Source organism: Lysobacter brunescens (assembly GCF_042677005.1).
Classification (GTDB): domain Bacteria; phylum Pseudomonadota; class Gammaproteobacteria; order Xanthomonadales; family Xanthomonadaceae; genus Lysobacter_I; species Lysobacter_I brunescens.
The window spans coordinates 1692868-1718613 of the sequence record NZ_JBHTIF010000001.1; the positions used below are offsets into that span (position 1 = coordinate 1692868).

Sequence of the window (25746 nt, forward strand, 5' to 3'; positions counted from 1 at the left end):
GCGGTGATCGGTGTTCGCAGGCGGAAGGTTCATCGACAGCTCTCAGTCGCAGGCCGCATCGGCCGGAGTGGCATCGGCCCAGGACTCGCGTCCTTCGGCCACGTTCAACGGTCGCTGCGGCGCGCTGTACCAGCCGACCACGCGATCGCAGCGGAATTCGACCCACGAGGGGCCGTAGCTCCAGCGCAGGTCGTGCATCTCCAGCGGTTCGCCCAGGATGGCGCGCACGCGCGGTTTATCCATGCCCGCCGAAACGGACAACACGTCGATCGCAGCCTGCGCGGGATGTTCCGCGCCGCTGCCGCCATGGGCGTCGGCGGCATGGACTTCGCGCGCGGCGCGTTCGCCGCTGTCGTCGTCGGTCTGGAGGATGCGCCAGCCGAGCACGCAGATCCCCAGCAGCCCGGCCACGACGAAACAACGCGAGATCCTGCCGAAACCGGCCGTGGCCTCGCCGGCGAAGCTTGCGCTGGATGCGCCCGGTCGCGACAGCAGGCCGGGCGGCGGGGCGCCCGGAAGGCGGCCGAAGCGGGCGTGGAAGTCCAGGGCCGCTTCGAACTGGCGGTTCAGGGCCTGCAGGCGTCCGGTATCCTCTGCGTCCCCGCCCTGGTCCGGATGCAGCTTCGCCACACGGCGCCGCCATGCACCGCGCAGGTCGGCCAGGGAACAGGTCGCATCGACCCCGAGCTCGCGGTACAGCGCTGCGAAATCGGTGTCTTCGGCCATGCCCGCGTCGCCCCCGGTGGGTATAGGAGGCGCGCAGTGGAGCGCGTTCGATGCCCGATTGCAAGCATGGGATGCGATGTCCACGCGCGTCGCCCCGCATCGGGCGGACGATGCCGCCATGTCGTCCTGCGGCGGGCGGAAAATACGTTGACTGCGGGATCAGGGGGCTTTGACTCGACACGTGATGACTTCGCGATCCGCGACATGGCCGGCTGCGGCACCACCTTCCGCCGGCCGCCGACCGAAACTGGCCCGTCTGCTGTGCCGCGTCGGCATCATGCCGGTGGTCGGGCGCGTGCGCGCGGCGCTGCATCGCGATGTGCGCATCCTCGCCTATCACCGCGTGCTGCCATCTGCCGAGCCCGCGGGTTTCAGCTTCGACCTGGACCTGGTCAGCGCGTCGAGCGAGGCGTTCCGCCGCCAGCTGGCCATCGTCCGCCGTCGTTTTGCGCCGATGCGTTTCGACGAATTGGCCGACTGCCTGGATCGCGGGCGTCCCGTGCCTTCGCGCGCCGTGCTCATCACCTTCGATGACGGCTACGACGACAACTACCGCATCGCCTTTCCGCTGCTGCGCGAGGCCGGTCTGTCAGCGATGTTCTTCGTGTCCAGCGGGCACATCGACTCCGGTCGTCCCTATGCCTACGACTGGCTGGTGCACATGCTCTGCACCACCACGCAGCCGCACCTGCACGCGCCGGAGCTGGGCATCGACTGCCCGCTGCCTGCCGGTACGGACGCGCTGACCGAACGTCGCGCGCTCGCCGGGCATGTGCTCGATCGCATCAAGACCCTGGATGCCGATGGCCAGCAGGCGCTGGTCGATCGCCTGCAGCGCGAGTGGGCGCTGCCCGATGCCGCAGGCCATCCCGATTGCCGGCCGATGCGCTGGGAGCAATTGCGCGAGATGCATGCGGCCGGCATGGAGATCGGATCCCACGGTGTGGACCATCGCATGCTGGCGAAGCTGTCGCCGCAGGCGATGCGCGATGAAGTCGCCGGCTCCAAACAGGCGATCGAGTCGGCGCTGGGTGCGCCGGTCACCGCCATGTCGTATCCGGTCGGCGGACGCGATGCCTACAACGACGCGGTGATGGCCGCGGCCCGCGATGCGGGCTATCGCATCGCCTGCAGCTACCTCGCCGGTTGCGAGCGACTGCAGCCGGCCTCGCGCTTCCAGATGCGTCGCCTGCCGGTCGAGCGCCATGTCGATGCCGACTGGTTCGAGGGCATGCTCTCGCTGCCCGAGCTGTTCTGCCATCGCTCGCGCGAAACGGGGCGCTAGCGCATGTTCATCGCCATGCTCGCCTACCTGCTGCTGGTGCTGATCCGGCCGCAGGACTATCCGGAGCTGGTCGACAGCTTCGCGCTGCCGCTGCAGCCGATCGCGCTGCTGGTCGCTGCCGGGTTCTGGATGCTCTCGCCGCGCAAGAACTTCGACGCGCCGCAGTACGCGGTGCTGCTGATGTTCTTCCTCGTGCTGATGGTCTCGCACGTCTTCAACGGCTACTTCGGCGGCGCCATCGTGCAGCTCAACAAGTTCGCGCCGGTGCTGCTGGCGTTCGTGGTGTTCGCCAACGGCCTGGACAGCCGCGAGCGCATCCTGAAGATCATGGCGATGTTCTCGCTGTGCGCGGCGATCATCTCGATCCACGGCATCGAGCAGGTGCAGCTAGGCACCGGCTGGACCGGGATTGGTCTCTCGCAGGGCACGCGCATCCAATACGTCGGCATCTTCAACGACCCCAACGACCTGGGCATGCTGTTCGTGGCCTGCGTGCCGATGGCGGCGTACCTGAGCAGTCGCGGCGGCCTGATGGGCCTGCGCCGGCTGTTCTGGTGGATCGTTACCGGCGTGCTGGTCTACGGCATCTACCTCACCGATTCGCGCGGATCGCTGCTCGGCCTGCTGGTGGTGATGGGGCTGTACGTGTGGCAGACGCGCGGCGTGTTCGTCGCCGGCGTGCTCGGCACGATGGCGGTGGGCGTACTGCTGGCGCTGCCCTCGCGTTTCAACGAGATCGACGTGGAGGAGGCCTCGGCGCAGGGGCGCGTGGACTCCTGGTACGAGGGCGTGCAGATGTTCATCGGCCACCCGATCTTCGGCGTCGGCCCGGACATGTATTCCGACTACCACCATCTCACCGCGCACAACTCCTTCGTGCTGGTGATGGCCGAGACCGGCATCATCGGTTACACGCTGTGGCTGGCCTTCATTCTCTACGCGTTCCGGATGATGTGGGCCGCCTCGCGCGGCATGGGCCAGCCGCTGGCGCGCGACGAGGACGCGCTGCAGGCCGAACTCGACGCCGCGGCCGTCGCGGGCGAGGACGTCGATGCCCTGCTGGGCGCCGAGGATGCCCGCGACGCGAGCATCGCCGAGGGACGCGGCATCGCGATGGCGCTGCTGCTGTCGCTGGCCGGCTTCTTCACTTGCGCCTTCTTCCTGAGCCGCAGCTACGTGGTGATCCTGTATCTTCTCGCGGCCGTGGTGGTCGCGCACTACGTCGACATGCGCCGCGACGACCCTTCGCTGCCCCACTTCACGCTGTCCAAGGACTTGCTGCTGCTGCCCATCATCGGCGTCATCGCCACGATCGGGCTGATGGTGGTGGTCAAGGTCCTCCTGGTGATCCAATGACCCTGCGCGCGCGCACCCTCCGCAACACGCTGTTCTCCTCGGTGGCGATGTACACCGAGTTCGCGCTCGGCATGCTGACCTCGATCCTGATCGCCCGGCACCTCGGCCCGGACGGCTTCGGCGCGTACAGCGCGGTGATCTGGCTGGTCGGCATGGGCGTGGCCGCGTCGAACTCCGGCACGGCCAGCGCCGCGATCAAGTTCGTCGCCGAGCTGCGCGGCGCCGATCGCAGCCACCTGGTGCGACCGCTGGTGGCCTACCTGCGCCGCGCGCAGCGCGTGTACGTGGGAATTTCGCTGGCGGTCGGCGCGCTGGCGCTGTGGATCGCCGGGCACCGCGTCGCGCCCGGGTTCCACCATGGCCTGCTGTTCGTGTTCCTCGCCGTGGCCATCTCGCTGCGCGCCGGCTACATGTTCAACATCGGCATCGCCAAGGGCCTGGAAAACTTCCGCATCAACGCGATGGTCGCGCTGGTATCCACGCCGCTGAACCTGGCGATGGTGTTCGCGGTGATGTCCACCGATCTGCCCGTCGAATGGCTGCTGGGCGTGTTCCTCGTCTCCAGCGTCGTCTTCTACGCGATGTCGCGCAGCCAGGTGAAGCCGCTGCTGCCGCCGGGCGAGGACGTGCCGTCGCTGCCGCCGGACCTGGCGCCGCGCGTGCGCCGACAGATGCTCTACAGCACGGCGATCGTGACGATCGGCTTCATCGTGTCCAGCGAGGTCGAGGTGCTGTTCCTCACCGCCTACGCCGATCCCCACGCGGCGGGCCAGTTCAAGGTCGGCTACCAGCTGGCCAGCGGCGCCTCGGCCTTGGTGCCCGGGGTGTTCGGCGCGCTGCTGCTGCCGATGATGGCGAACGCGCTGAGCCAGGGACGCGAGGTCGCCGGGCATCGCTTCGCGGCCTCGACCGCCTATCTCATGCTGCTGTCCGCGCCGCTGGTGGCGTTCGGCATGGTGCTGTCCGATCCGCTGATCCACCTGCTCTACGGCAATGCCTACGAAGCCGGTGCGACCGCGTTCGCGGTGTGCCTGGCCGGCTGCGCCGCGATCGCGACCGCGCAGGGCGCGTCGAGCCTGCTGATCAGCGCGGATCGCCAGCGCGCGGTGCTGCTGCTGATCATCGCCTGCGGCGTACTCAAGCTGGTGCTCGACGCCTGGCTGATCCACATCGACGGGCTGCGCGGCGCGCTGATCGCCTTCGGCGTGGTCGCGGCGCTCAACGTCGCGTCCTACACCACGCTGGCGATCCGCGAATGCGGGATCTCGCCGGACTGGGGCCGCCTGCTGCGCACGCTGCTCGCCGCTGCGCTGTCGGCGACGCCGCTGCTGGCGGTTCACCATCATCTGCCGCCGTTGGCCGAAATCGCGGTCGGTGGCCTGCTCGCGCTGACCTATCTGCCGTGGTCGCTGGCGCTGAACTGCTGGACGCGCAACGACATCGCGCACATGCAGCAGCTGCATGCGCGCCTGCTGCGCGGCCGTCCGCGCATCGGCGCGCGCCTGCTGGCCTGGGCGCACGCGCGCACGGAGGCGCCGGCGACATGAGCCTCTACGAGCCGTTGTTCCGCCGCGTGCTGTATCCGGCCTACGAGTCAGGGCTGCGTCGCCGCGACACCCTCAGATACCTGCGTGACTACGAGCACGACCAGTGGCGCTCGCCGGACGAACTCGATGCGCTGCAATGGCAGCGCCTGCAGGCCCTGGTCGCGCACTGCTGGGAGCACGTGCCGTTCTATCGCCGCTGGTGGGGTGAGGCGGGCATGGCCGGCCCCGGGGACATCCGCGACCGCGCCGATTACGCGCGGCTGCCGGTGCTGACCAAGCCGATCATCCGTGCGAAGGCCGAGGACATGGTGTCGCCCGCGCATCGCGGCGACCTGTACTACAAGACCACCGGTGGCTCGACCGGCGAGCCCCTGCGCTTCGGCTACACGCGCGAAAGCTACGAGCGGCGCATCGCGGTGATGTTCCGCGGCTATGCCTGGTCGGGCGCGCACCTCGGGCAGAAGACCGTGTACCTGTGGGGCGCACCGGTGGCTGCGCCGGCGGGCTATGCGCTGTTCAAGGATCGCCTGTACCACGCCGCGTTCAACCGGCGCATGCTCAATGCCTTCGACATGGACGAGCGGCGCATGGCCGAGTATGCCGACGCCATCGACCGGTTCCAGCCGGAGACCATCGTGTCCTACGTCGGTCCGATCGTCGAACTGGCGCAGTGGATCGAACGCACGGGCCGGCGCATCCATCGTCCGAAGCGCATCCTCGGCGCCGCCGAGGCACTGCATCCGCACCAGCGCGAACTGCTGCAGCGCGTGTTCGGCGCGCCGGCCTACGACACCTACGGCTGCCGCGAATTCATGCTGATCGCTGCCGAGTGCGAACACGGCGACGGCCTGCACCTCAACACAGATCACCTGCTCGTGGAGTTCGCCGCCGGGCTGGATGCGCACGAGCCCAGCGACCTCATCATCACCGACCTGCACAACGTCGGCATGCCGCTGATGCGCTACGTCAACGGCGATCTGGGCACGCCCGGCGCGCGGACCTGCGCCTGCGGACGCGGCCTGCCGAAACTGGCCAAGGTCGACGGCCGCAAGCTCGACGCACTGCGCCTGCGCGACGGCCGGCTGATTCCCGGCGAATACATCGTGTACGTGTTCCTGCCGGTCAAGGGCGTGAAGCAATACCAGGTCGTGCAGCGCGAAACGGAGGCGCTGCAGGTGCGCCTGGTGCCCGACGACGGCTTCGATGCGGCTTCGGTGCAGGCGATGGTCCGCGACGGCCTGCGCAAGGTGGCCGGCGAGGATGTCGCGATCGCGTTCGAGACCGTCGATCACATCGCGCTCACGCCCAGCGGCAAGCGCCGCGTTGTCGTCTGCGAGCTGCCGGCATGAGCACGACCGCCGCATCGCTGGACATCGCGCACGTGGTCGAGAACCTCGAACGCGGCGGACTGGAACGGATGGTGATCGACCTGGCGCTCGCGCAGCGGGCGGCGGGGCATCGCCCGCGCGTCGCCTGCCTGTTCGCGCCCGGCGCGCTGGCGGACGAACTGCGCAGCCAGGGTGTCGAGGTCTTCGCCTGCCACAAGACCGCCGGGCTGGACCTCGGCGCGGTGCGGCGCCTGCGCGCATGGCTCGGCGCCGCGCCCGGCACGGTGGTGCATACGCACAACGCCAATGCGCATTACCACAGCGTCGCGGCGAGCTTCGGTACACCTGTGTCGCGCCTGCTCAACACCCGCCACGGAATGGGCGCCGCGCAGCCGCGCAGTCGCGGCGAATGGCTGTATCGCCGGTCGATGTGGCGCACCGATGTCGTCGCTGCGGTCTGCGAGGCTGCTCGCGCGCGTTTCGCGGACCAGGGCGTGCGCCCGCGCGCGCGGCTGCTCGCGGTGCCCAACGGCATCCGCGTCGAGACCTTCGCCGCCGCCAACGCGGAGCGCCGCGCCGCGCTGCGCAACGTGCTCGGTCTGGCGCCGGGCACGCGCATCATCGGCACGGTCGGCCGGCTCAATCCGGTCAAGGACCAGGCGACCCTGCTGCAGGCCTTCGCCCGGGTGCACGCCGAGGCCGCCGACACCGCGCTGGTGCTGGTCGGCGACGGCGCGCTGCGCGCCGAACTCCAGGCCTTGGCTGGCGCCAGCGGGGCCGGCGAAGCGGTCCACTTCCTCGGCGATCGCGGCGACGTGCGCCAGTTGCTGCAGGGCTTCGACGTGTTCGCGCTGTCCTCGCGCAGCGAAGGCTATTCGATGGCCCTGCTCGAAGCCTGCGCCAGCGGCCTGCCGATCGTCGCCACCGATGTCGGCGGCAACCGCGAGATCGTCGCCGACGACCGCAATGGCCTGATCGTCCCCGCCGCCGACGCGACGGCCCTCGCCACCGCGCTGCTCGGCCTGCTGCGCGATCCCGCGCGCGCCCAGCGCCTGGGCACGGTCGGGCGCGACTGGGCATTGCGCGAGGCTTCGGTGCAGGCCATGGCGGCCCGTTACGAGGCGCTCTATCGGGGAGCCTCCGGTTGAAGTTCGGTATCAGTTTTCGTTGTCGCGGGCCGGCCGGCACCGCGATCCGCGTTCCCTTGAAGCAAAGCTCTCCATGAATCCTCGCCCCAAGAAACTGCAGGTGCTGCAATGGTTGCCGACCCGCTGGGTCCTGACCCGCGGCAGCCGGCGTCGACGCGTGCTGTACCTGACCTTCGACGATGGCCCGCACCCGGAACACACGCCGGTCCTGCTGGACCTGCTGGCGAGGCATCGCGTGCGCGCGACCTTCTACCTGATCGGCCAGCAGGTCGAGCGCCATGCCGAGCTGGTGCGGCGGATCGTGTCCGAAGGGCATGCGCTGGGCAATCACTCGTGGAGCCATCCGCATTTCGACCGGCTGCCGCTGGCCGAGCAACGCCGCGAGATCGAGCACACCGAACGCCTGCTTGCACGCTTCGACGGGCAGGCAAGGCACGATTTCCGCCCGCCGCGCGGGGTGATGCCGGTGCCGATGGTGCTGGACTGCATCCGTCGCGGCCGTCGCATCGCGTTCTGGTCGTACGACAGCCTGGACTACAGCCAGCGTCCGGCGGAGACGCTGGTCGAGGTCGCGCGTCGGCATCCGCCGCGTCCGGGCGACATCGTGCTGATGCACGACGACGGCGGGCTGTCGCTGCGGATGCTGGAAACGCTGTTGCCGCTGTGGCAGGCGGACGGCTTCGCGTTCGAACCGCTGGCCTCCGCATGAGGCCGGTGACGATGCGCGACACGGGGGGAGCAACGATGCCGCAGGCAGGGGGGAATGCATGAACGAGATGCCGGAGGTCCAGATCGCGACCGTCCTGCTGATACTGGCCGTGTTGCTGGGCGCCGTCGCGTGCGCGCTGGTGCTGCGCGACATGCGCAAGCGCAACATGCACCTGTGGCTGGGGCATTACCTGCGCCGCCGTCCGCCGGTGGTCGAAGATCGCCCGGTCCATGTCATGTTCTGCTTCGTCGACCACTTCGAGCCGATGTGGAAGGGCGGCGACCTGGAGACCCAGCGCCGCCGCGTCGATCGCTGGTGCAGCGAGTACCGCGCCATGGCCGGCAGGCATCGCGATGCCGATGGCCGGCCGCCGCAGCACAGCTTCTTCTATCCCGAAGAGGAATACGCCGAGGAGCACCTCGACAAGCTGTCGGCGCTGTGCAGCGACGGCTTCGGCGAGATCGAGGTGCACCTGCACCACGACAACGACACCGAGCAGAACTTCCGGGTGTCGATCTCGCGCTTCTGCAAGGTGCTGCACGAGCAGCACGGCGCGCTGCCGCGCGACCCGGAAACCGGTGAGCTGAAGTTCGGTTTCATCCACGGCAACTGGTGTCTGGACAACTCGCGCGGCGACGGCCGCTGGTGCGGCCTGAACAACGAGCTGATCCTGCTGCGCGAACTGGGCTGCTACGCCGACTTCACCATGCCCTCGGCGCCGAGCGACACCCAGACCGCGACGATCAACAGCATCTACTACGCCACCGACGACCCCTGCGCGCCGAAGTCGCACAACCATGGCGCCCCGGTGAAGGTCGGCGGCGGCACGCGCGGTGACCTGATGATCGTGCAGGGCCCGCTGGCGCTGAACTGGCGCGAACGCCGCATGGGCGTGATGCCGCGCATCGAGAATTCGGACATCCGCAGGAACTGCCCGCCGACCGAGGCGCGCGTCGACCTGTGGGTGAAGACCGGCGTCCACGTCGAAGGCCGGCCGGAATGGGTGTTCGTGAAGGTCCATACCCACGGCACCCAGGAGCACGACATCGACACCCTGCTCGGCGCGCCGGTGGACGCGATGCACGACTACCTCGAACGCACCTACAACGACGGCAAGCGATACGTGCTGCACTACGTCACCGCGCGCGAGTGCTACAACATTATCAAGGCCGCCGAAGCCGGCGAGCAGGGCGATCCCGGCCAGTATCGCGATTACCTGCTGCCGCCGCCGCGCGCTTCGTGGGCCGGCGGGCGCAAGGCGCGCAGCGCATGAGCGTGGACGGGAACGGCACGCCTGCGCGTGCGCGGGTCAGCGTGGTGATGCCGGCATACAACGCCGCCGCCACGCTGCAGGCCTCGATGGAGTCTGTGTTCGCCCAGACCCACGCCGACATCGAACTGATCGTCATCGACGATTGCTCCAGCGACGCCACCTGGGAGCTCATCCGCGACGCCGCCGCGCGCGAGCCCTGCGTGGTGCCGATCCGACAGGCCAAGAACGGCGGCGTCGCCGCTGCGCGCAACGCCGGCATCGAGGCCGCCACCGGCACGCACATCGCCTTCCTGGACAGCGACGACCGCTGGCACCCGGACAAACTGGCGATCCAGCTCGCGCACATGGCCGCCACCGGCAGCGCGATCAGCTACACCGCGTATCGCCGCTTCGACGAGACCGGCGACACGCTCTCGCTCGTCGTGCCGCCGGCCGAAGCCGACCACGCCGCGATGCTCAGGAGCAATCGCATCGGCAACCTCACCGGACTGTACGACCGCAGCATCGGCGACGGCCGTTTCGAGAAGATCGGCCACGAGGACTACGTGTTCTGGCTGGCGATGGTCAAGCGCGCCGGCATCGCTCGTCGCGTGCCGACGACCGAGCCGCTCGCCGACTACCTCGTCCGCACCGGTTCGCTCTCCGCCGACAAGCGCAAGGCCGCGCGCTGGCAGTGGACCATCTACCGCGATGTCGAGAAGCTCGATCCGCTGCGCTCGGCGTGGTACTTCGCGCACTATGCCGCGATCGCGGTGGCGAAGCGGCGCTGAAGCGTGATGCACGAAGATCGGCACTATCGCGCGATCCGCGACTGGTATGGCGATCGCCGTGCTGCGCGATCGGACGTGCCGCTGATCGCGCACATCGATGAGGGTTTGGCTGTCCTGGGCCGCATCGGTGCCTCGCTGCAGGCCAGGCAGGCCTTCTGCCTGCATCCGATGCTGCAGCAGGACGAGGCGCTGCTGGCATCGCTGGCGCCGGACAGTCCTCTGCTCGCATGCGCACCGGATGTCCGTGCGCTCCTTCTTGCCATGGAGTATCGTGCCGTCGCCAATGCGTACCTGTCGGAGCATTGCGTGTCCGACATGGATTGCATCAGGCTCAGTCCTTCGAAGGACGTCAACGACATGCTGATCGCGGACAAGGTGCAGAATCGCAAGGACTTCGAGATCCATCATGCCTCGACGCATCCGCGCGCCGAGGTGCTGGCCCTGTATTTCGGCAACTGGTTGCGTGCGCTCGGTGTCGACGAGGCGCGCTACCGGGCGCTGGCCGCCGGCCTTGCCGGGTCGACGACATGAATTACCTGGCGCATGCCTATCTCGCGCGGCACGACGATGACGCGATGGTCGGTGCGATCCTCGGCGATTTCGTGAAGGCCGATACCGTCGATCGGTTCGATCCGGTCATTGCCCGCGAGATCCGCCTGCACTGGCGCGTCGACGCGTTCACGGATGCGCATGAAGTCATCCGCTTGCTGAAGCAGCGCTTCGATCCCGGGCATCGCCGTTTCGCCGGGATCGTCCTCGACCTGTATTTCGACCATCTGCTGGCGCGCGCGTGGCCACGGTACAACGACGAATCTCTCCCCGGATTTTGCGCGCGCGTCTATGTCGGCTTCGCCAGGTGGCGGCACGCGCTGCCCGAACGCGCACAGGTCGCGGGTGATGCGATGACTGCGCAGGACTGGCTGGGACGCTATGGCGATCCAGACGCCATGCGCACGGCGGTGGGGCGTGTCGCCACGCGACTGTCGCGCAATGGTGATGCATTGCTGGCGTGTCTCGCGAAGATCGAGTGCGATCCGGATCCTTTCCTGCATGGTTTCGACACGTTCTTTCCCCAGCTTGCGGCGTTCGCCGAGGCGGAGCGCCGCTCGATTCCTGGTTGAAAGCAGCTCGATTGAATGCAGGTTGGTTGAAGGTCGCCGGCTGCTTTCAATCCACGCCGAACGAAACCAGCTCGACATGACCACCCGCGCAGACCGCGAAGCGATCGTCGCGATCGCGTTCGACGATCTGCCCGCCAGTGAACGCCGAGAACGCGGGCAGCACGGTGAGGCCGGGGCGCAGCCAGAAGCCGGGTAGCGCGCGGTGGATGCCGGGCAGGCGCAGCGCGGGATGCAGGTGCCCGGCGATGACGTGATGCGCGGGATCGGGCAGCGGTTCGTGTCGCAGCAGCAGGCCATCCTCGGCGACGGATTCGCCGAGCGCGTCGATGTCCAGCGCCGCGTCGTCGCGATGCCTGTCATGGTTGCCGCGCAGCGCGGCGATGCGCAGGCCGGCGTGCGCGCTGCGCCAGCGATCCCAGCCTTCGCGCCAGCGCGCATGATGCGTGGCGCCGTGCAGCAGGTCGCCGAGGATCCACAGTTCGCGCGCGGCGGTAGCGTCGATCAGGCGGTCGAGTCGCGCGAGATCGTGCGCGGTTCCGCCGCTGGGCAGGGCGATGCCTGCGGCGCGGAACACGTCGCCCTTGCCCAGGTGCAGGTCGGCGATCAGCAGGCGCCCGCGTGCGGGCCAGAACAGTGCGCGATCGGCGAGCAGATGCATGCGCTCGCCGGCGATGTCGACGGCAATGCATTCAGCCATGCCGCTGCTCCAGGCGTGCCGCCGCGCGCTGCACGCGGGTCTTCCAGTCCTCGGTGCTGAGCTGGCCGCGCTGGGCTTCGGCCCACAGCGGGAAGGACAGCGGCGTGAACGACGCGGGCCGATGCAGGTCGATGTCGCGCGTCGCGCAGTCGCGCAGGCAGGCGTCCAGCGCCGGCAGGTCGAGCGTGTTCGCGAGCACCTCGGCCTCGGCCTGCGCCAGCAGTACGTGGTCGGGATCGTGGCGCGACAGCACGTCGAACAGCAGGCCAGCGGAGGCCTGCAGCTGGCGCATCGAACGCGGCGCGCCGCCGGGCAGCGACGGCGGCAGCAGCCCGGCGATGCGCGCGATCTCGCGGAACTGGCGTCGCGACAGTTCGGCGAGGTTCGCGCCTTCGCGCAGGTCATCGACCAGTTGGGCGGGATCGAGCAGCGTGCGCAGGCGTTCCGCATCGATGTCGGTCTTCGCCTGCATCGAGAGGATCAGCCCGTAGTCGTTCGCGGCGAAGCCGAAGGTGTTTGGTGCGAGCCGGCCCCAGCGTCGTGCCATCAGTGCCGCCAGGCCTTCGTGCACGGCGCGGCCGGCGAACGGGAACACGCACAGGTGCTGGCCGTCGCGGGCCTCGAACCATTCCGCGAGCAGGTGGCCGGCGCGCGGCAGCGACGACAGCCGCGACTGCAGCCCGAGGATCGGCGCCAGCGCGCGCAGCTCCGGCGTGCCCTGCGCGCTCGCGCCGGACAGCACGGCTTCGACCTCGCGGCCGAGTTCGGTCGACAGCGGCATGCGCCCGCCCTGCCAGCGCGGCACCGCGCCGTCGCCGGGCTTGGCGAGGCGCACGTAGGCGGTCATGTCGCGCACCCGTGACAGTTCGAGCGTGCGGCCGGCGAACTGGAAGCGATCGCCCGGGCGCAGCCGGCCGATGAAGCTTTCCTCCACCGAGCCGAGGCTGCCGCCCTTGAGGAATTTCACCGACATGCCCGCATCGCTGGCGATGGTGCCGATCGACAGGCGATGGCGGAACGCGATGCGCCGTTCGTGCACGCGGTAGAGACCGTCCTCGTCGCGGACCACGCGGCGGTATTCGGGATAGTGCGACAGCGCGCTGCCGCCTTCGACGATGAAGGCGAGCACCGCATCCCACTGCGCGCGGGTCAGCGCGGCATAGGCATGCGTGCCGGTGACTTCGGCGTACAGCGCGTCGGCATCGAAGCCGCCGCCCAGCGCCAGCGTCACGCAGTGCTGCGCGAGCACGTCCAGCGCGAGGCGCGGCGGCGGGCGCGCTTCGATCCGGCCATGGGTGAGGGCGACGCGTGCCGCAGCATATTCGGCCAGTTCCAGCGCGTGCGTCGGCACGCAGGCGATGGTCCCGGCTTCGCCCGGACGATGCCGTGCCCGACCCGCGCGCTGCAGCAGCCGCGACATGCCCTTGGGGCTGCCGACCTGCAACACCTGGTCGACGGCGGGAAAGTCGACGCCGAGGTCGAGGCTCGATGTGGCGACGGCGCAGCAGATGCGGCCCTCGCGCAGGCCGTCCTCCACGGCGCGGCGCAGCTTCGGATCGAGCGAGCCGTGGTGCAGCGCCAGGGTCTCCGGCGCGTGCGGCCACACCGATTCCAGCGCGCGATGCCACAGCTCGGCCTGTGCGCGCGTGTTCGCGAACAACAGCGAGGTCCGTGCCTCCGCGAGCAGGGCGACCACGCGCGGCAGCTGCGACAGACCGAGATGCCCGGCCCAGGGAAAGCGTTCGCGTTCGCCGGGCAGCAGGGTCTCGATCGATACCCGGCGCGGTGCGGGGCCGCTGACGATCGCCGCGCCGGGCGCGTGCGGCAGCAGCGCGTCGCGGGCTTCGTCGAGGTTGCCCAGCGTCGCCGACAGACCCCAGGTGCGCAGCGTCGGCGACCGCGTGCGCAGCCGCGCCAGGCACAGCTGCAGCAGCGTGCCGCGCTTGCTGCCGACCAGTTCGTGCCACTCGTCGACGATCACGCCGCGCAGGCCCTGCAGCTGTGCCGCGGTGTCGTCGTAGGACAGCAGCAGCGCGAGCGATTCCGGGGTGATCACCAGCACGTCGAGCTTGCCGGCACGTGCAAGACGCTTCTCGCGGGCGCTGGCGTCGCCGGTGCGCATGCCGACTGTCCACGGCAGGCCCAGCGCGTCGACGGGCTCGCGCAGCGCGCGCACGGTGTCGTTGGCCAGCGCGCGCAGCGGCGTCACCCACAGCAGCGTCGGCCCCGGTGTGCGTGCGCTGGGCGCGGCGCCACCGCGCAGCGCGTCGAGCAGGGGGCCGCCGAACGCGGCGAGGGTCTTGCCGCTGCCGGTCGGCGTGTGGATCAGTCCGCTTTCGCCGGCGAGATAGCGCGTCCAGACCTCGCGCTGGAACGGCAGCGGCGACCAGCCGCGCGCCGCGAACCAGTCGCGCAGCGTGCGCATGGCTGCAGCCGGCCTGAGCGGTTCGATCTTCGTGGCGGTGCGGGTCTTGCGCGATGTCGGGCGCGTGCCGGAAGCGGTGCGCGCGCTCATCGTGCGAGCGTCCGCAGCGCGTCGATGCGATCGGCATCGACGGGCGTCTTGTCCCTGCGCCAGCGCAGGATGCGCGGGAAGCGCACCGCGACGCCGGACTTGTGTCGCGTCGACACGTTCACGCCTTCGAAACCGAGCTCGAACACATGGTGCGCGCGCACCGAGCGTACCGGGCCGAAGCGTTCGAGCGTGTTGGCGCGGATCCAGCGGTCGAGTTCGAGGATTTCGCGGTCGTCCAGGCCCGAATAGGCCTTGGCCACCGGCACCAGCGATTCGCCGTCCCACACGCCGAAGGTGTAGTCGGTGTACAGCGTGCTCCGACGGCCGTGTCCGGCCTGTGCGTAGAGCAGCACTGCGTCGACGGTGAGCGGGTCGATCTTCCACTTCCACCAGTCGCCGCGCTTGCGCCCGACCTGGTAGACGGACGCGCGCCGTTTGAGCATCAGGCCCTCGACGCCGCGCGTGCGCGCCTCCTCGCGCAGCGATGCGGCCACGTCCCAGGCGCATGCATCGACCGACGGCGACAGCGCGATGCGCGCCTGTGCGTCCGGGCTGTCGGCCCACAGCGTCTCCAGCAGCATGCGACGTTCGTGCAGCGGTCGCGCGCGGAGATCCTGGCCGTCGAGTTCGAGCAGGTCGTAGGCGAGCATCCGCGCGGGATGTTCCGAAAGCGATTTCGCGCCGGGTTTCAGTCGCTGGATGCGCGTCTGCAGCGAGGCGAACGGCGCGGGCATGGGCGCGTCCGGATGCCAGACTAGCAGTTCGCCATCGAGTACCGCATCGCGCGCCAGCGCCGCCGCTGCGCGTTCGATCTCGGGAAAGCGGCCGTCCAGGCGTTCCTCGCCGCGCGACCACAGCGCGAGGTCGTCGCCGCGCCGGATCAGCTGCAGGCGGATGCCGTCCCATTTCCATTCCAGCAGCCAGTCGTCGATGGTGCCGAGCGAATCGGCCTCGACTTCCAGCGGCGAGGCGAGGAAGAAGGGATAGGGCTGTGCGCGGTCGCCTGGCAGCGCCTGCGTCGACAGCAGGTTGCGCAGGAAGGTCTCCGAGGGCGTCCAGCGGCCGAGCATGCGCTGCGCGATCAGGGCGATGTCCACGCCCGACAGTTCCGCGAGCGCCTGTTGCACCATGCGCTGCGACACGCCGATGCGCAGCGCACCGGTCAGCAGCTTGTTGAACACCAGCCGGCCCTCGCGGTCGAGGTGGCGCCAGCCGTGCACCACTGCCTCGCGGCGCAGCGTTTCGTCGCGGCCGGCCACGGCCAGCAGGCGTTCGATCCAGGCGTGCAGCGGCGCCACGTCGAGCGCGTCGGCAGGCGGGTCGTCGAGCAGCAGCGCCAGCGTCTCGGCGAGATCGCCGACCTGTTCGTACGAGGCATCGACCAGCCACGCCGGCGTTGCGCTTTCCTCCGCGATCCAGGCGCGCAGTTCGGCGCTGCCCGCGATCCGGGCACCGGCGCCACCGATCTTGCCGCCGCTGAGCAGCCACAGCGACCAGGCGGCGTCGCGCAGCGGCGCTGTGCGGAAGTAGTCGAGCAGCGCGGCGCGCTTGTCCAGCGTCGCGGTGCTGCGGTCGAGCCGGCGGTAGAGTTCGGCGAAGCGCTGCATCAGTCGTCGCCGCCGTAGTCGGTGCGGAAGTTGCCGGCGTCCACGCCCGCGTCGGCGAGCGTGCGTACCAGCGCCTCGGTGTTGCCGTGCGTGGCGATGACCCGGCGTGCGCCGGTCTCGCGCACCGTGCGCAGCAGCGCGGGCCAGTCGGCGTGGTCGGAAACGACGAAGCCGCGATCGACGTTGCGCCGTCGGCGGTTGCCGCGGATCAGCATCCAGCCCGAGGCGAAACCGGTCTGTGCGCGGCGGAAGCGGCGCATCCACGGGCTGCCCGCTGCGGAAGGCGGCGCCAGCACCAGCCGTCCTGCGAAATCCGAGCCGCGCGCGGCCTCCACCACCGGTTGCGTTTCCAGCATCGCGATGCCGGCGTTGCGATACACCTCGACGCCCGGCACCAGCGCGCCGTGCAGCCAGGCGGGTTCCTCGGTGAACGCGCGCAGCTCCGCGAGCAGCCGCTGCGCCTTGCCCAGCGCGTAGCAGAACAGGACGGCGGCGACACCTTCGGCCGCGCATTCGTCGCGCCAGGCGACGATGTCGCGCGCCACCTCGGCGGTGTCCGGCCAGCGGTAGATCGGCAGGCCGAACGTGGCTTCGGTGACGAAGGTGTCGCAGGGCACGACCTCGAACGGCGCGCAGGTGGGGTCGGGCTGGCGCTTGTAGTCGCCCGACGCCACCCAGACCTCGCCGTCGACCTCGATGCGTACCTGCGCCGAGCCGAGCACGTGGCCGGCCGGATGCAGCGAGACGCGCGCGTCGCCGAGCCGGAAGGTCTCGCCGTAGTCGTATGCGCGATAGTCCTGTTCGCCCAGCCGCCACTGCAGGATCGGCAGGCCGGCGCGCGCGACGTGGTACTCGCCCATGCCGACGCGCGCATGGTCGCCGTGGCCGTGGGTGATCACCGCGCGCGCGACCGGCCGCCACGGGTCGATGTGGAAATCGCCCGCGGGGCAGTACAGGCCTTCCGGCCGTTGAACGATCAGGTCCTGTGACATCGCGTTCGATACGGGCGGCGCTCGCGGCCGGATGCGTTGCGGGAACCCGATACTAGCCACCTCGTCGCGCCATCGAAGCCGATCCGGGCCGGCGCGCGTGCCTGCGGTCGTCCGCGTTCCGGATTCCGTCAGGAAAACGCATCGCCCTCATGCGAAACGCCCGGACGGGCCGGGCGTTTCGCGGAGACAGGCAGGGAGCGGCTCGGGGTCAGGGCGTCACTTCGCTCAGCTCCACCAGGTAGGTGGTGGTGCCGCCGCCGATGTCGATGCGCCAGCCCTTGGTGAATTCGCTGGCGTTGACGGTGTTCCAGTTGCGCAGGGTGATCGTGGCGTTGGCCGGTTCCAGCACGCGCACGCGCAGGTTGCCGGCGGTGACCGTGCTGCCGCTGACCGTGGGCTGCACCGGCACCTGCACCTGGAAGAAGGCGGTGGTGCCCGATCCCAGGGTGAAGTTGTCGCGGACGGTGAGCCTGCGGTTGGCGAACTGCAGGTTGCGGGTCCAGCGGGTCAGCGCCGGGTTGCCGCGATAGACCGGCGTGAGGTCCGAGTCGACCGTGATCGCACCGTTGGCGCCGGGCGTGACGGTCATCGTCGCGACCGACTGCGGCGACTCGCACTGGTGGACGATGCGGTCGTTCGCCGGCGCGGTGCACTGCGCGGTGCTGGTGTTGCTGCGTTCGAAGCGCATCGTGTTGTGCACTTCGGTGCCCTGCTGGATGCCGCTGCGGCTCCAGATGTTCTCGGTCACGGCCAGCCAGTCGCGTGCGTACAGCGTGAACGCGCCCTGGTCCTGGTGCGCATGGCTTTCGTTGTAGGGGCCGGCGACGTAGGACATCCACATCGCGCTGGTGTCCCAGCCGCTGCGCGCGAACAGATGGCCGGTCGCGCTGCCGTGGTAGTGCAGGGCGGTCGGCGCGGTGCCGTTGCTGCCCGGCGGCAGCAGGTCGTAGCGGAAATTCGCGCCCTGGCCCATCTGCTGGACGGAGATGTTGTTGAGCCACCAGCTCGCGATGCGCTGCGCCGAGGCGTCGTTGGTGAGGTTGCGGGCCTCCAGCATCAGCCGGCGGTGGTAGTCGTAAAGCTCGGGCACGGAGTTGCGCGACTGGTCGCCGATCGGCGCGAAGTGCGTGCGCGTCGGCACCGTGCCGTGCACCCACCACTGGATGGTGTTGGTGGCATGCGGGTTGGCGTTGGCCAGGTCGATGCCGGTGGCGTCGCGCCAGATGCGGTACAGCTCGAACAGGCGCATCTGCGCGGTGCCGTAGCCGGTGCCTTCCAGGCTGCCGCCGGTGGGCATGTTGCGGTAGTAGGCCTCCAGCTTCGGCAGCTTGTCGGTCTTGAGCAGCGTCATCCACGTCGGATTGCGCGAAGCCAGCGCCCACATCATGGTCGCTTCGACGAAGCTGAAGTAATAGTTGTTGCCCGGGTTGTCGACCGACCAGCCGCTCCATGGGTGCGACGTGCTGCCCCAGCGCGCGTTCTCGTGGTTCCACACGTTCCAGATCGCCTGCTGCGCGTAGGCCGACCAGCGCTGGCGCTGGCTGCTGGTCACGCGCGCGGCGCAGGTGTCGTAGGTCATCGCGAGGTCGGCGATCATCGGCCCGACTTCGAGGTAGGAGTCGGCGGCGACGGCGGGGCGCTGCCCGGCGGCGATGGCGGTCTCGGCCTGCGCGACCTGCTGCTCGACCAGGCTCACGGCGTGGTTGCAGTACTTCACGTCGCGGGTGATGCGGAACATCAGCGCGGAGTCGCGGGCTTCGTACGCATAGCCGGGGCTGCCGTTCACGGCGCTGTCGACCCAGTTGCGGAAACGGGTGTACGCCGTGCGCGAGGTGTCGATGAAGGTGAGGTTCATCGGGATTTCGCTGAGCTGCGGCGAGTTGTTGCCGATGGCCGGGCGCGGCTTCGGGCGCGGGCGCGGTGAGAAGCGCGGATCCGTGGCGGTCGCGGCGCCCGATGCGGCGCTCGATGCGGTGAGGGGCTTCGATGTCGTGTGCGCGCGTTCGGCGAAGCGCTGGCGCAGGTCGCGCAGCAGGTCGGCCGGACCGGCCAGGGCGATGCCGGCGACGGCGACCGCGCCGAGCGCCACCAGCGGGAGGGTCAGGCTGCGGGGCAGGCGGGCGCGGCCGCGGGGACTGGGCGTCGGGAAAGCAGTTTCGGGGCGGGGGATGGGGGGCATGTCGGGGGCTCTGCGATCGCGTCCATGGCGAGACTGCATTCGCGTCGTCCGAAACCCGGTCCGGGTGGCGGGCGGCGCACCGTTCGATGTGCCGGCGGGGGCCGGGACATCGGTCGAAACGTCACGAATGACGCGTCAACCTGAACGGAAGTATGCGTGCCGCCTTGCCCGCGTTTTGTGATGAGGCCGACCTAAATTTCGCTTTCTTGAAGTGAAGTGTGAAGTTTGTCTCGCAAAAGCGACCGATCTGGATCAGCGGCCGATCGATTGCAGCTCCACGACGTAGGTTTCGCCGCTTCCGGCGATATCCAGTCGCCAGCCACTGCGAAATTCGTCACGGTCCACTCTGCGCCAGTCGAAGGCCGACAGCTGCGCATCGGCCGGCGACAGCACCTTGATCCGCAGCCCGCCGGCCACCGCCTCCCGGCCCTCGATCCGGGGCTCGGTCGGCAGCTGGAGCTGGAAGATCGCGCGCGTGCCGGGCGTGGTGCGGAAGCGGTCCTCGACGCGCAGGCCCGCCACGGAGAAATCCAGGCGTCGGGTCCACTGTTTCACCGGACTGTCCTTGGCGTAGGCACCGGTCAGGTCGGCGTCCACGCGCAGCGCGCCGTCGGTGCCGGGCGTCACGGTCATCGTCGACACCGTGGGCACGCACTGGTGCACCACGCGGTCGTTCTGCGGCGCGTGGCACTGGCGCGCGATCGGCGTCGGCGCCTCGAAGCGCAGCACGTTGCGGGTTTCGGTGCCCTGCTGGATGCCGCTGTGGCTCCAGATGTTCTCGGTCACGGTCAGCCAGTCGCGGTGGAAGAGGGTGAAGCCGCCCTGTTCCTGCGCTGCGTGGCTCTCGTTGTACGGGCCGGCGACGACGGCCAGCCACAGCGCGTCGCGGTCCCAGCCGGTGCGCGCGAACAGGTGGCCGGTGCCGGTGGCGTGATGGAACAGCGCGGTCGGCGCGGGTGCCTTGGCGTCGCCGGCCGGCAGCAGGTCGTGCGGCGTGTTGAAGCCGTTGCGCATCCTGTCGATGGCGATGTGGTGCAGCCACCACGACGCCATCGCCTGGCGCTGCGGATCCCTGGTCAGGGCGCGGGCCTGCAGCACCACGGTGCGGTGGTAGTCGTAGAGTTCCGGGATCGAGCTGCGCGACTGGTCGCCGATCGGCGCGAAACGGTCCAGGGTCGGCACGGTCGCGTGCACCCAGTAGTCGATGCTGTCGGCGGCGTGCGGACTGGCACTGGCGATGTCCTCGCCGGTGGCGTCGCGCCACAGGCGGTACAAGGCGAACAGGCGCATGTGCGCCGCGCCGTAGCCGGTGCCTTCCAGGCTGCCGCCGCCGGGCAACTGCGCGAAATATGCGATCAGCGGCGGGATCTTTTCTTCGTTGAGGAAACGCATCCATTCCGCGTTGCCGCTGGCCAGCGCCCAGTACAGGGTCGCCTCGACGAAGCTGTAGTAGTAATTGTTGCCCGGGTTGTCGACCGACCAGCCCGTCCACGGGCGGGGGCGGCCGTTCCAGTTCGCGCGGACGTGGTGCCACACGTTCCACACCGCCTGCTCGGCGAAGGCCGACCAGCGCTTGCGCTGCGCGTCGTCGATGCTCGCCTTGCAGGTATCGAGGGTCATCGACAGCGCGGCGATGCGCGGACCGACTTCCAGGTAGGAATCGCCGGCCACCTCCGGCGCGTTGCCGGCGGCGATCGCGGATTCGCCGTCGGCGACCTCCTGCTCGACCATGCGCACCGCGAGTTCGCAGTATTTCGGCTTCGGCTCCAGCCGGTACAGCAGCGCAGCGTCGTAGGCGGAGAAGGCATAACCCGGTTCGCCCGCGACGGCGGCATCGACCCAGCGCCGGAAGCGGTCGAACTGCGGCGAACGCGTGTCGACGTAGGACAGATCCAGCGGGATGCCCGGCTGCAGCGGCTTCAGTGCCGGGCGTTTCGCGGCCACTGCCTGCGTCGCGGCGGCCAGTGCAGCGGCGCGCCCGTCCGCCGCGTTCGCGGTGCCATCACCGCCGCAGCCGGCGATGGCCAGCACGAGGGGGACGGCGAACAGGCTGCGCGCGATGTGGGCGCGTGAGCGGCTGCGGGACATGGCGATCACCGGTTCTGGTAGGTCAGCGCCAGCGACACCACGTTCTGGTCGGCGCGCTGGCCCGGCGCCGAACTGCGGCGCTCGTAGCGCGCGAGGGTGAACACGCCGCTCCAGTGGCGGACCCACTGGTAGCGCGCGTTGAGCGAATAGCGGCGGGTCTCGTCGTCGCGATCGAGGTTGACGTAGCGGTTGTGGTCCAGCGCACCGGCGAAGCCGATCCGCAGGTTGCGCCGTGCGCGCCAGCTCGCTTCCAGACCGAGGCCGTAGCCGTCCTGGTCGAACTGGTCGGTGTCCTGGTAGCGCAGGCGATCCAGGAACGGCGAGGCGCTGAAGGTCCAGCGCGTCGAAGTCCAGGTGTATTCGCCTTCCAGCCTGCGTTCGAGGAAGGGCGAGGCGTTGACCACGGTGTCGCCGGTCTGCACGCCGGCCGGCGGCGCTTCGATGACTTCGCCGCCGGCCAGCGCGTCCGAGGCGACGTCCGAAAACAGGCTGCTGTACGAGAGATCGAAGCGGTGCGCATCGTTCGGCCGCCAGGCCGCCGAGGCGCGGAACATCGGGTCGGCGCGGCCGTCGGCGAAGCCGGGCAGCGAGCGACGATAGTCCAGCCGCGAGTAGCCCAGGTCCACGGCCAGGTCGACGCGGTTGAGCGTGCGCGTCCAGCGCATGAACAACTGGGTGCGGTCGTAGTCGCGCGCGACCGCTTCGCTGTCGAAATCCACCCGCTGCTGCTGCAGGTTGAACGAGAAGCGGCTGCCCGGCGACAGCCGTCGCGTCGCGCGCAGCGCGAGGTCGGTGCGCCGTGAATTGAAGGCGTCGGTGATCTCGGCCTCGCTGCGGATCCAGCGCAGCTCCGCGCTGCCGCGCCAGTCGTCGCCCCACTCGAACTGCAGGGTCGGTCCGGCCGACAGCACGTTGACCTGCTGGCGGTTGCCCGGCGCGTCTGCGGCGAGCGTGTCGACAGGCTGCAGGGTCAGCTGGTCCACCACGCTGAAGCTCAGGCGCTCGGGAATCGCCACCCAGTTCACCCGCCCGGAAAACGTGCCGTCGGCGCCGTCCTGCAATCCGCGCTGGTCGTAGTGGCGGTACTCTGCGCGACCGCTGAGGTGCATCTGCAGCACGGAGGTGTCGTGGAGCACCTCCACGCCCAGGCCCGGTCGCAGGATCGTGGTCGACAGCGGGTCGGTCGGCGTCAGCAGCAGGTTGTCGTTGTGCTCGGCGTTGAAGTCCAGCGTGTAATTGACGCGCAGCGCGTGCGCGTCGCGCGGCGTCGCGGCGCCGAACACGACGGCGATCGACATCGCCAGCGTCGCGACCGGCAGCGAGGCCCTGGTCCGCGCGCGTGCCATCAGGGCCGCTGGTTGAACACCACGCCGGCGAACTTCTCCGGCGGGAAGCTGGCGACGGCCTTGTCGATGTCCTCGCCGCTGACCTGGCCGTAGCCGACGACCAGCACCACCATGTCGGCCAGGTCGGACAGGATGCGCGCATCCGGGGAACCCAGTGCCGGCGGCGCGTCGAGGATCAGGTGGCGGTTGCCCTGGTGCGCGCGCAGCGAATCGATCATCGCGCGCATGCGCAGCGAGCTGAAGCTTTCGCCCGGGGTTTCGCGGATGCGTCCGGCGGGAATGAGCTGCAGGCGCGGCACGCCGGTTGCGTGGACCACGTCGCCCAATGCGATCGATTCGTTTTCGAGATAGTCGATCAGGCCGCGTCCGTCGGCTTCGACCTGCAGCGCTTCGCCCTGCGCCGGATGCGTGGCGTCGCAGTCGACCAGCAGGGCCTGCTTGGTCTCGTCGAAGGCGAAGGCCGCAGCGAGGTTGCGCGCGACGAAGCTGCCGCCGCAGCCGGGACGCACCGGCGACACGAGGGTGACGAAGTTGCCGGTATCGCCGGCCAGCGCGAGCAGGCGCGTGCGCAGCTCGCGGAAGGCATCCGCATGCTTGCGCACCGATTCCTGGCGATGGATCAGGCGGCGATCCTCCAGCTGGCGCGTGCTCAGCGCCTTGCCGGTGCCGTCGCCCTGCGTCGCCGGCAGCGTGCGTCCGCCGGAACCGTCGCGCGTGTCGATGTCGTCGTTCGCGCTCATGCGGCCACCTGCTTCAAGACGTAGACCAGTCCATAGGCCAGGAACACGGAGGCGACGATCGATCCGCTGAGCATCATGCGGCCGACCTCGCGGCGACGGTCGCGCGGTGTGCGGTAGGCCGGCACCACCGAGAGCAGGGCGTAGGTGCCGCGGCTTTCGAGCTGGCGCGGCGAGCGCACGCGCGGATCGAACCGCACCAGCAGGAACAGCAGGCCCAGCGGCACCATCATCGCCGCGAGCAGGCCGCCCAGCGCGAAATGCATGAAACGCAGGCCGCTGGGGCGCAGCGGCATCTGCGCCGGATCCTGGATGCGCATGGTCAGGCCGCGACGCTCGCGGTCCAGCTCCATCGACACGCGCGCGTTCTCGCGTCGGCGCAGCATGTCCTGGTAGATGTCGCGGTTCACTTCGTAATCGCGGGTGAGTTCGGCCAGTTCGCTCTCGGACGCCGCGATGCGCCGGCTGCGGCCGAATTCGTTGTCGAGCAGGCCTTCGGACGCGGACATCCGCGACTGGATCGCCGCGATCTCGCGCCGGGTCTGCGCGAGCTGGCTGCGCAGCTCCTGGTACATCGGATTCATCCGCACTTCGCCGGCATCCGCGGTGGCGGCGCCCGGACGGGTCCGGCGCTGTTCCTCCTCGCGCATCGCGGTCTGGATGTCGGCCATCTGGTGGCGCACGCGGACCACATCGGGATGCTTGTCGGTATAGCTCAGCAGCAGGGTGTCGAGCTGGCCCTGCAGTTCCAGCAGCTGCGTGCGGTACAGGGTCTCGCGGGTCTGCACCGCGGTGACCGCCGATTCGCCGGACAGTTGCGCCTCCAGCGCCTGCTCGCGCGAACGCAGCTCCATCAGGCTCATCCGCGTCTGCTCGACCTGGGTGCGCAGGGTGCCGATGCGCGCGGTCGAATCGGTGGCGCTGCTCGGCTGCGCATCGGTATTGGCAGAGCGGTAGGCCTGCAGGTTGGCCTCGGCCTCGGTGAGCTTGCGATGGTAGTCGCGGACCTGCGCGTCGATGAACTCGTAGGCCTCGCGGCTCTCGCGTTCCTTGCTGGCCAGGCTTTCCTCGATCAGCAGCGTCGCCATCGCCTCGGCGACCTTGAAGGCGCGCTCCGGCTCGCTGTCGTGGTAGGTGATCTGCACCAGGTTCTCGCGGGCGTTGGTGATCTGCGTGCGCTCGCGGATCTGCTCGATCAGGCGGTCCTGCATCGTGGCGGAGGGCTTGTCCTCCATCCAGCCGCCGGCGACCAGCACCTGGCCCATCACCTTCCGCCCGAACACCACCGTGCGCGCGAGCCCGGCGCGATCGATCGCGCGCGTGGCATGCGCGCGGTTCTCCAGCAGCGGCTGGATGATGTCGCTTTCCTGGGCCAGCACCGAGGTGCTGGCGGTGTACTTGCGCGGAAGCAGGAACAGGCCGGCGACCAGCGCCACCAGGGCGATCCCGGCGAAGATCGAGGCAAGCACGAGCTGGTAGCGGCGGCCTTCGCGCAGCATCGCCATGACCAGGTCGTTCGGGTTCAGCCCTAGCTGCGACGCCTGCGCGCCGGCGCGCGCGGTCGCTGTGCGCCGCGCGGGGAGCGACGGGACATTCATCAGAACGTGCGCTCCGGCACCGTGATGACGTCGCCCGGCGCGACCGGATGGTTGGTCGCCAGATCGCCGCGATTGAGGATGCGGTCGAGCTTGATCTCGTACGTGGCCGACGTGCCGCCGGCCCGGCGATGCAGCTCGGAGCGGTCGCTGGCCGCGAATTCGGTCGGGCCGCCGGCGGCGAGGATGGCGTCGAGCACGGTCATGCCCGGGCGATAGGGGATCGACACCGGCTGGCGCACCGCGCCGGTCACGCGGACGCGCGACAGGTATTCGTGGCTGCGCAACTGGGTCAGGATGACCGCGACCTGCGGGTCGCGCACGTAGGCCGAGAGTTTTTCCTGGATGTCCTTCGCCACTTCGGGCGGCGTGCGCCCGCCGGCGAGCACGTCGCCGACCAGGGGCACGGAGATCATCCCGTCCGGACGCACGGGCACGGTGATGCCCAGCTCCGGGTTGCGCCAGACCGAGACCTGCACCTGGTCGTCCACGCCGATCCGGTACGCATCGACGGCAGTGGCCTGGATCCCATCCGTGGGAGGTGCGCCGACCGAAGGTCCCTGGGTGGTGGCGCAGGCAGCAAGGATGAGCGACAGGCACAACGCCCAGACGCGATGGATCGTATGCATTCGGTCCCCCGAAAAAGTCCCTGCAATTGTAACGGGAGACGGAATAACTTGAGGCCAGTCACAAAAACGAACCTTCGGTTCCGGGCACCGCACCGCAA

Annotated in this window: 21 protein-coding genes; 10 read left to right on the forward strand and 11 right to left on the reverse strand. The window is 69.6% G+C overall.

Annotation, left to right across the window (positions count from 1 at the left end):
* Nucleotides 1-42 precede the first annotated feature (42 nt).
* Entirely contained in the window at nucleotides 43-726 is a 684-nt protein-coding gene (locus ACFQ0E_RS07300) for a J domain-containing protein (RefSeq protein ID WP_386823032.1), read from the reverse strand.
* Between the two features lie 184 nt (nucleotides 727-910).
* Here ACFQ0E_RS07300 and ACFQ0E_RS07305 point away from each other — a divergent pair, with 184 nt between their 5' ends.
* From ACFQ0E_RS07305 to ACFQ0E_RS07355, 10 genes are all read left to right on the forward strand, one after another.
* Complete coding sequence (locus ACFQ0E_RS07305; protein WP_386823033.1) at nucleotides 911-2011, forward strand: polysaccharide deacetylase family protein; 1101 nt, start codon at nucleotides 911-913, stop codon at nucleotides 2009-2011.
* Nucleotides 2012-2014: 3 nt separating this feature from the next.
* A complete protein-coding gene (locus tag ACFQ0E_RS07310) occupies nucleotides 2015-3367 on the forward strand; it encodes an O-antigen ligase family protein (protein WP_386823034.1) in 1353 nt (450 codons plus the stop codon).
* On the forward strand, nucleotides 3364-4914 hold the full coding sequence (locus ACFQ0E_RS07315; protein WP_386823035.1) for an oligosaccharide flippase family protein: 1551 nt from the start codon (nucleotides 3364-3366) through the stop codon (nucleotides 4912-4914). The genes ACFQ0E_RS07310 and ACFQ0E_RS07315 overlap by 4 nt, the downstream gene beginning before the upstream one ends.
* Nucleotides 4911-6263, forward strand: coding sequence for a phenylacetate--CoA ligase family protein (locus ACFQ0E_RS07320; RefSeq protein ID WP_386823036.1), 1353 nt, complete (start codon nucleotides 4911-4913; stop codon nucleotides 6261-6263). The genes ACFQ0E_RS07315 and ACFQ0E_RS07320 overlap by 4 nt, the downstream gene beginning before the upstream one ends.
* Nucleotides 6260-7390, forward strand: a complete 1131-nt coding sequence (locus ACFQ0E_RS07325) for a glycosyltransferase (protein ID WP_386823037.1) — start codon at nucleotides 6260-6262, stop codon at nucleotides 7388-7390. The genes ACFQ0E_RS07320 and ACFQ0E_RS07325 overlap by 4 nt, the downstream gene beginning before the upstream one ends.
* A gap of 73 nt (nucleotides 7391-7463) precedes the next feature.
* A complete protein-coding gene (locus ACFQ0E_RS07330; RefSeq protein WP_386823038.1) occupies nucleotides 7464-8099 on the forward strand; it encodes a polysaccharide deacetylase family protein in 636 nt (211 codons plus the stop codon).
* A 58-nt stretch (nucleotides 8100-8157) separates the two neighbouring features.
* Nucleotides 8158-9372 (forward strand): hypothetical protein, encoded by a 1215-nt coding sequence (locus tag ACFQ0E_RS07335; RefSeq protein WP_386823039.1) that lies wholly within the window; start codon nucleotides 8158-8160, stop codon nucleotides 9370-9372.
* Entirely contained in the window at nucleotides 9369-10142 is a 774-nt protein-coding gene (locus ACFQ0E_RS07340) for a glycosyltransferase family 2 protein (RefSeq protein WP_386823040.1), read from the forward strand. The genes ACFQ0E_RS07335 and ACFQ0E_RS07340 overlap by 4 nt, the downstream gene beginning before the upstream one ends.
* 6 nt (nucleotides 10143-10148) lie before the next feature.
* On the forward strand, nucleotides 10149-10673 hold the full coding sequence (locus ACFQ0E_RS07345) for a hypothetical protein (protein ID WP_386823041.1): 525 nt from the start codon (nucleotides 10149-10151) through the stop codon (nucleotides 10671-10673).
* Nucleotides 10674-10717: 44 nt separating this feature from the next.
* Entirely contained in the window at nucleotides 10718-11263 is a 546-nt protein-coding gene (locus ACFQ0E_RS07355) for an acyl carrier protein phosphodiesterase (RefSeq protein WP_449284342.1), read from the forward strand.
* 46 nt (nucleotides 11264-11309) lie between these two features.
* Here the strand turns inward: ACFQ0E_RS07355 and pdeM are convergent, their stop codons facing one another.
* The 10 genes from pdeM to ACFQ0E_RS07405 all read right to left on the reverse strand — a co-directional run bounded on the left by pdeM (nucleotide 11310) and on the right by ACFQ0E_RS07405 (nucleotide 25648).
* On the reverse strand, nucleotides 11310-11960 hold the full coding sequence (pdeM, locus tag ACFQ0E_RS07360) for a ligase-associated DNA damage response endonuclease PdeM (RefSeq protein WP_386823044.1): 651 nt from the start codon (nucleotides 11958-11960) through the stop codon (nucleotides 11310-11312).
* A complete protein-coding gene (locus tag ACFQ0E_RS07365) occupies nucleotides 11953-14385 on the reverse strand; it encodes a ligase-associated DNA damage response DEXH box helicase (protein ID WP_386824072.1) in 2433 nt (810 codons plus the stop codon). Before ACFQ0E_RS07365 ends, pdeM begins: the two co-directional genes overlap by 8 nt.
* An 86-nt stretch (nucleotides 14386-14471) precedes the next feature.
* Nucleotides 14472-16082 carry an ATP-dependent DNA ligase gene (locus ACFQ0E_RS07370; protein WP_386823045.1) on the reverse strand — a complete coding sequence of 537 codons (1611 nt, stop codon included), beginning with the start codon at nucleotides 16080-16082 and terminating at the stop codon, nucleotides 14472-14474.
* Nucleotides 16082-17074, reverse strand: coding sequence for a ligase-associated DNA damage response exonuclease (locus ACFQ0E_RS07375; protein WP_386823046.1), 993 nt, complete (start codon nucleotides 17072-17074; stop codon nucleotides 16082-16084). The genes ACFQ0E_RS07370 and ACFQ0E_RS07375 overlap by 1 nt, the downstream gene beginning before the upstream one ends.
* Before the next feature lie 208 nt (nucleotides 17075-17282).
* The gene (locus ACFQ0E_RS07380) at nucleotides 17283-19253 is read right to left on the reverse strand and encodes a hypothetical protein (RefSeq protein WP_386823047.1); all 1971 of its coding nucleotides are present in this window, start codon (nucleotides 19251-19253) and stop codon (nucleotides 17283-17285) included.
* Nucleotides 19254-19505: 252 nt separating this feature from the next.
* A complete protein-coding gene (locus tag ACFQ0E_RS07385; RefSeq protein ID WP_386823048.1) occupies nucleotides 19506-21341 on the reverse strand; it encodes a hypothetical protein in 1836 nt (611 codons plus the stop codon).
* A gap of 5 nt (nucleotides 21342-21346) precedes the next feature.
* Nucleotides 21347-22687, reverse strand: a complete 1341-nt coding sequence (locus ACFQ0E_RS07390) for a hypothetical protein (protein ID WP_386823049.1) — start codon at nucleotides 22685-22687, stop codon at nucleotides 21347-21349.
* On the reverse strand, nucleotides 22687-23427 hold the full coding sequence (locus tag ACFQ0E_RS07395; protein ID WP_386823050.1) for a polysaccharide biosynthesis protein: 741 nt from the start codon (nucleotides 23425-23427) through the stop codon (nucleotides 22687-22689). The genes ACFQ0E_RS07390 and ACFQ0E_RS07395 overlap by 1 nt, the downstream gene beginning before the upstream one ends.
* The gene (locus ACFQ0E_RS07400; protein WP_386823051.1) at nucleotides 23424-25022 is read right to left on the reverse strand and encodes an XrtA system polysaccharide chain length determinant; all 1599 of its coding nucleotides are present in this window, start codon (nucleotides 25020-25022) and stop codon (nucleotides 23424-23426) included. Before ACFQ0E_RS07400 ends, ACFQ0E_RS07395 begins: the two co-directional genes overlap by 4 nt.
* The gene (locus ACFQ0E_RS07405; protein ID WP_386823052.1) at nucleotides 25022-25648 is read right to left on the reverse strand and encodes an XrtA/PEP-CTERM system exopolysaccharide export protein; all 627 of its coding nucleotides are present in this window, start codon (nucleotides 25646-25648) and stop codon (nucleotides 25022-25024) included. The genes ACFQ0E_RS07400 and ACFQ0E_RS07405 overlap by 1 nt, the downstream gene beginning before the upstream one ends.
* Nucleotides 25649-25746 lie beyond the last annotated feature (98 nt).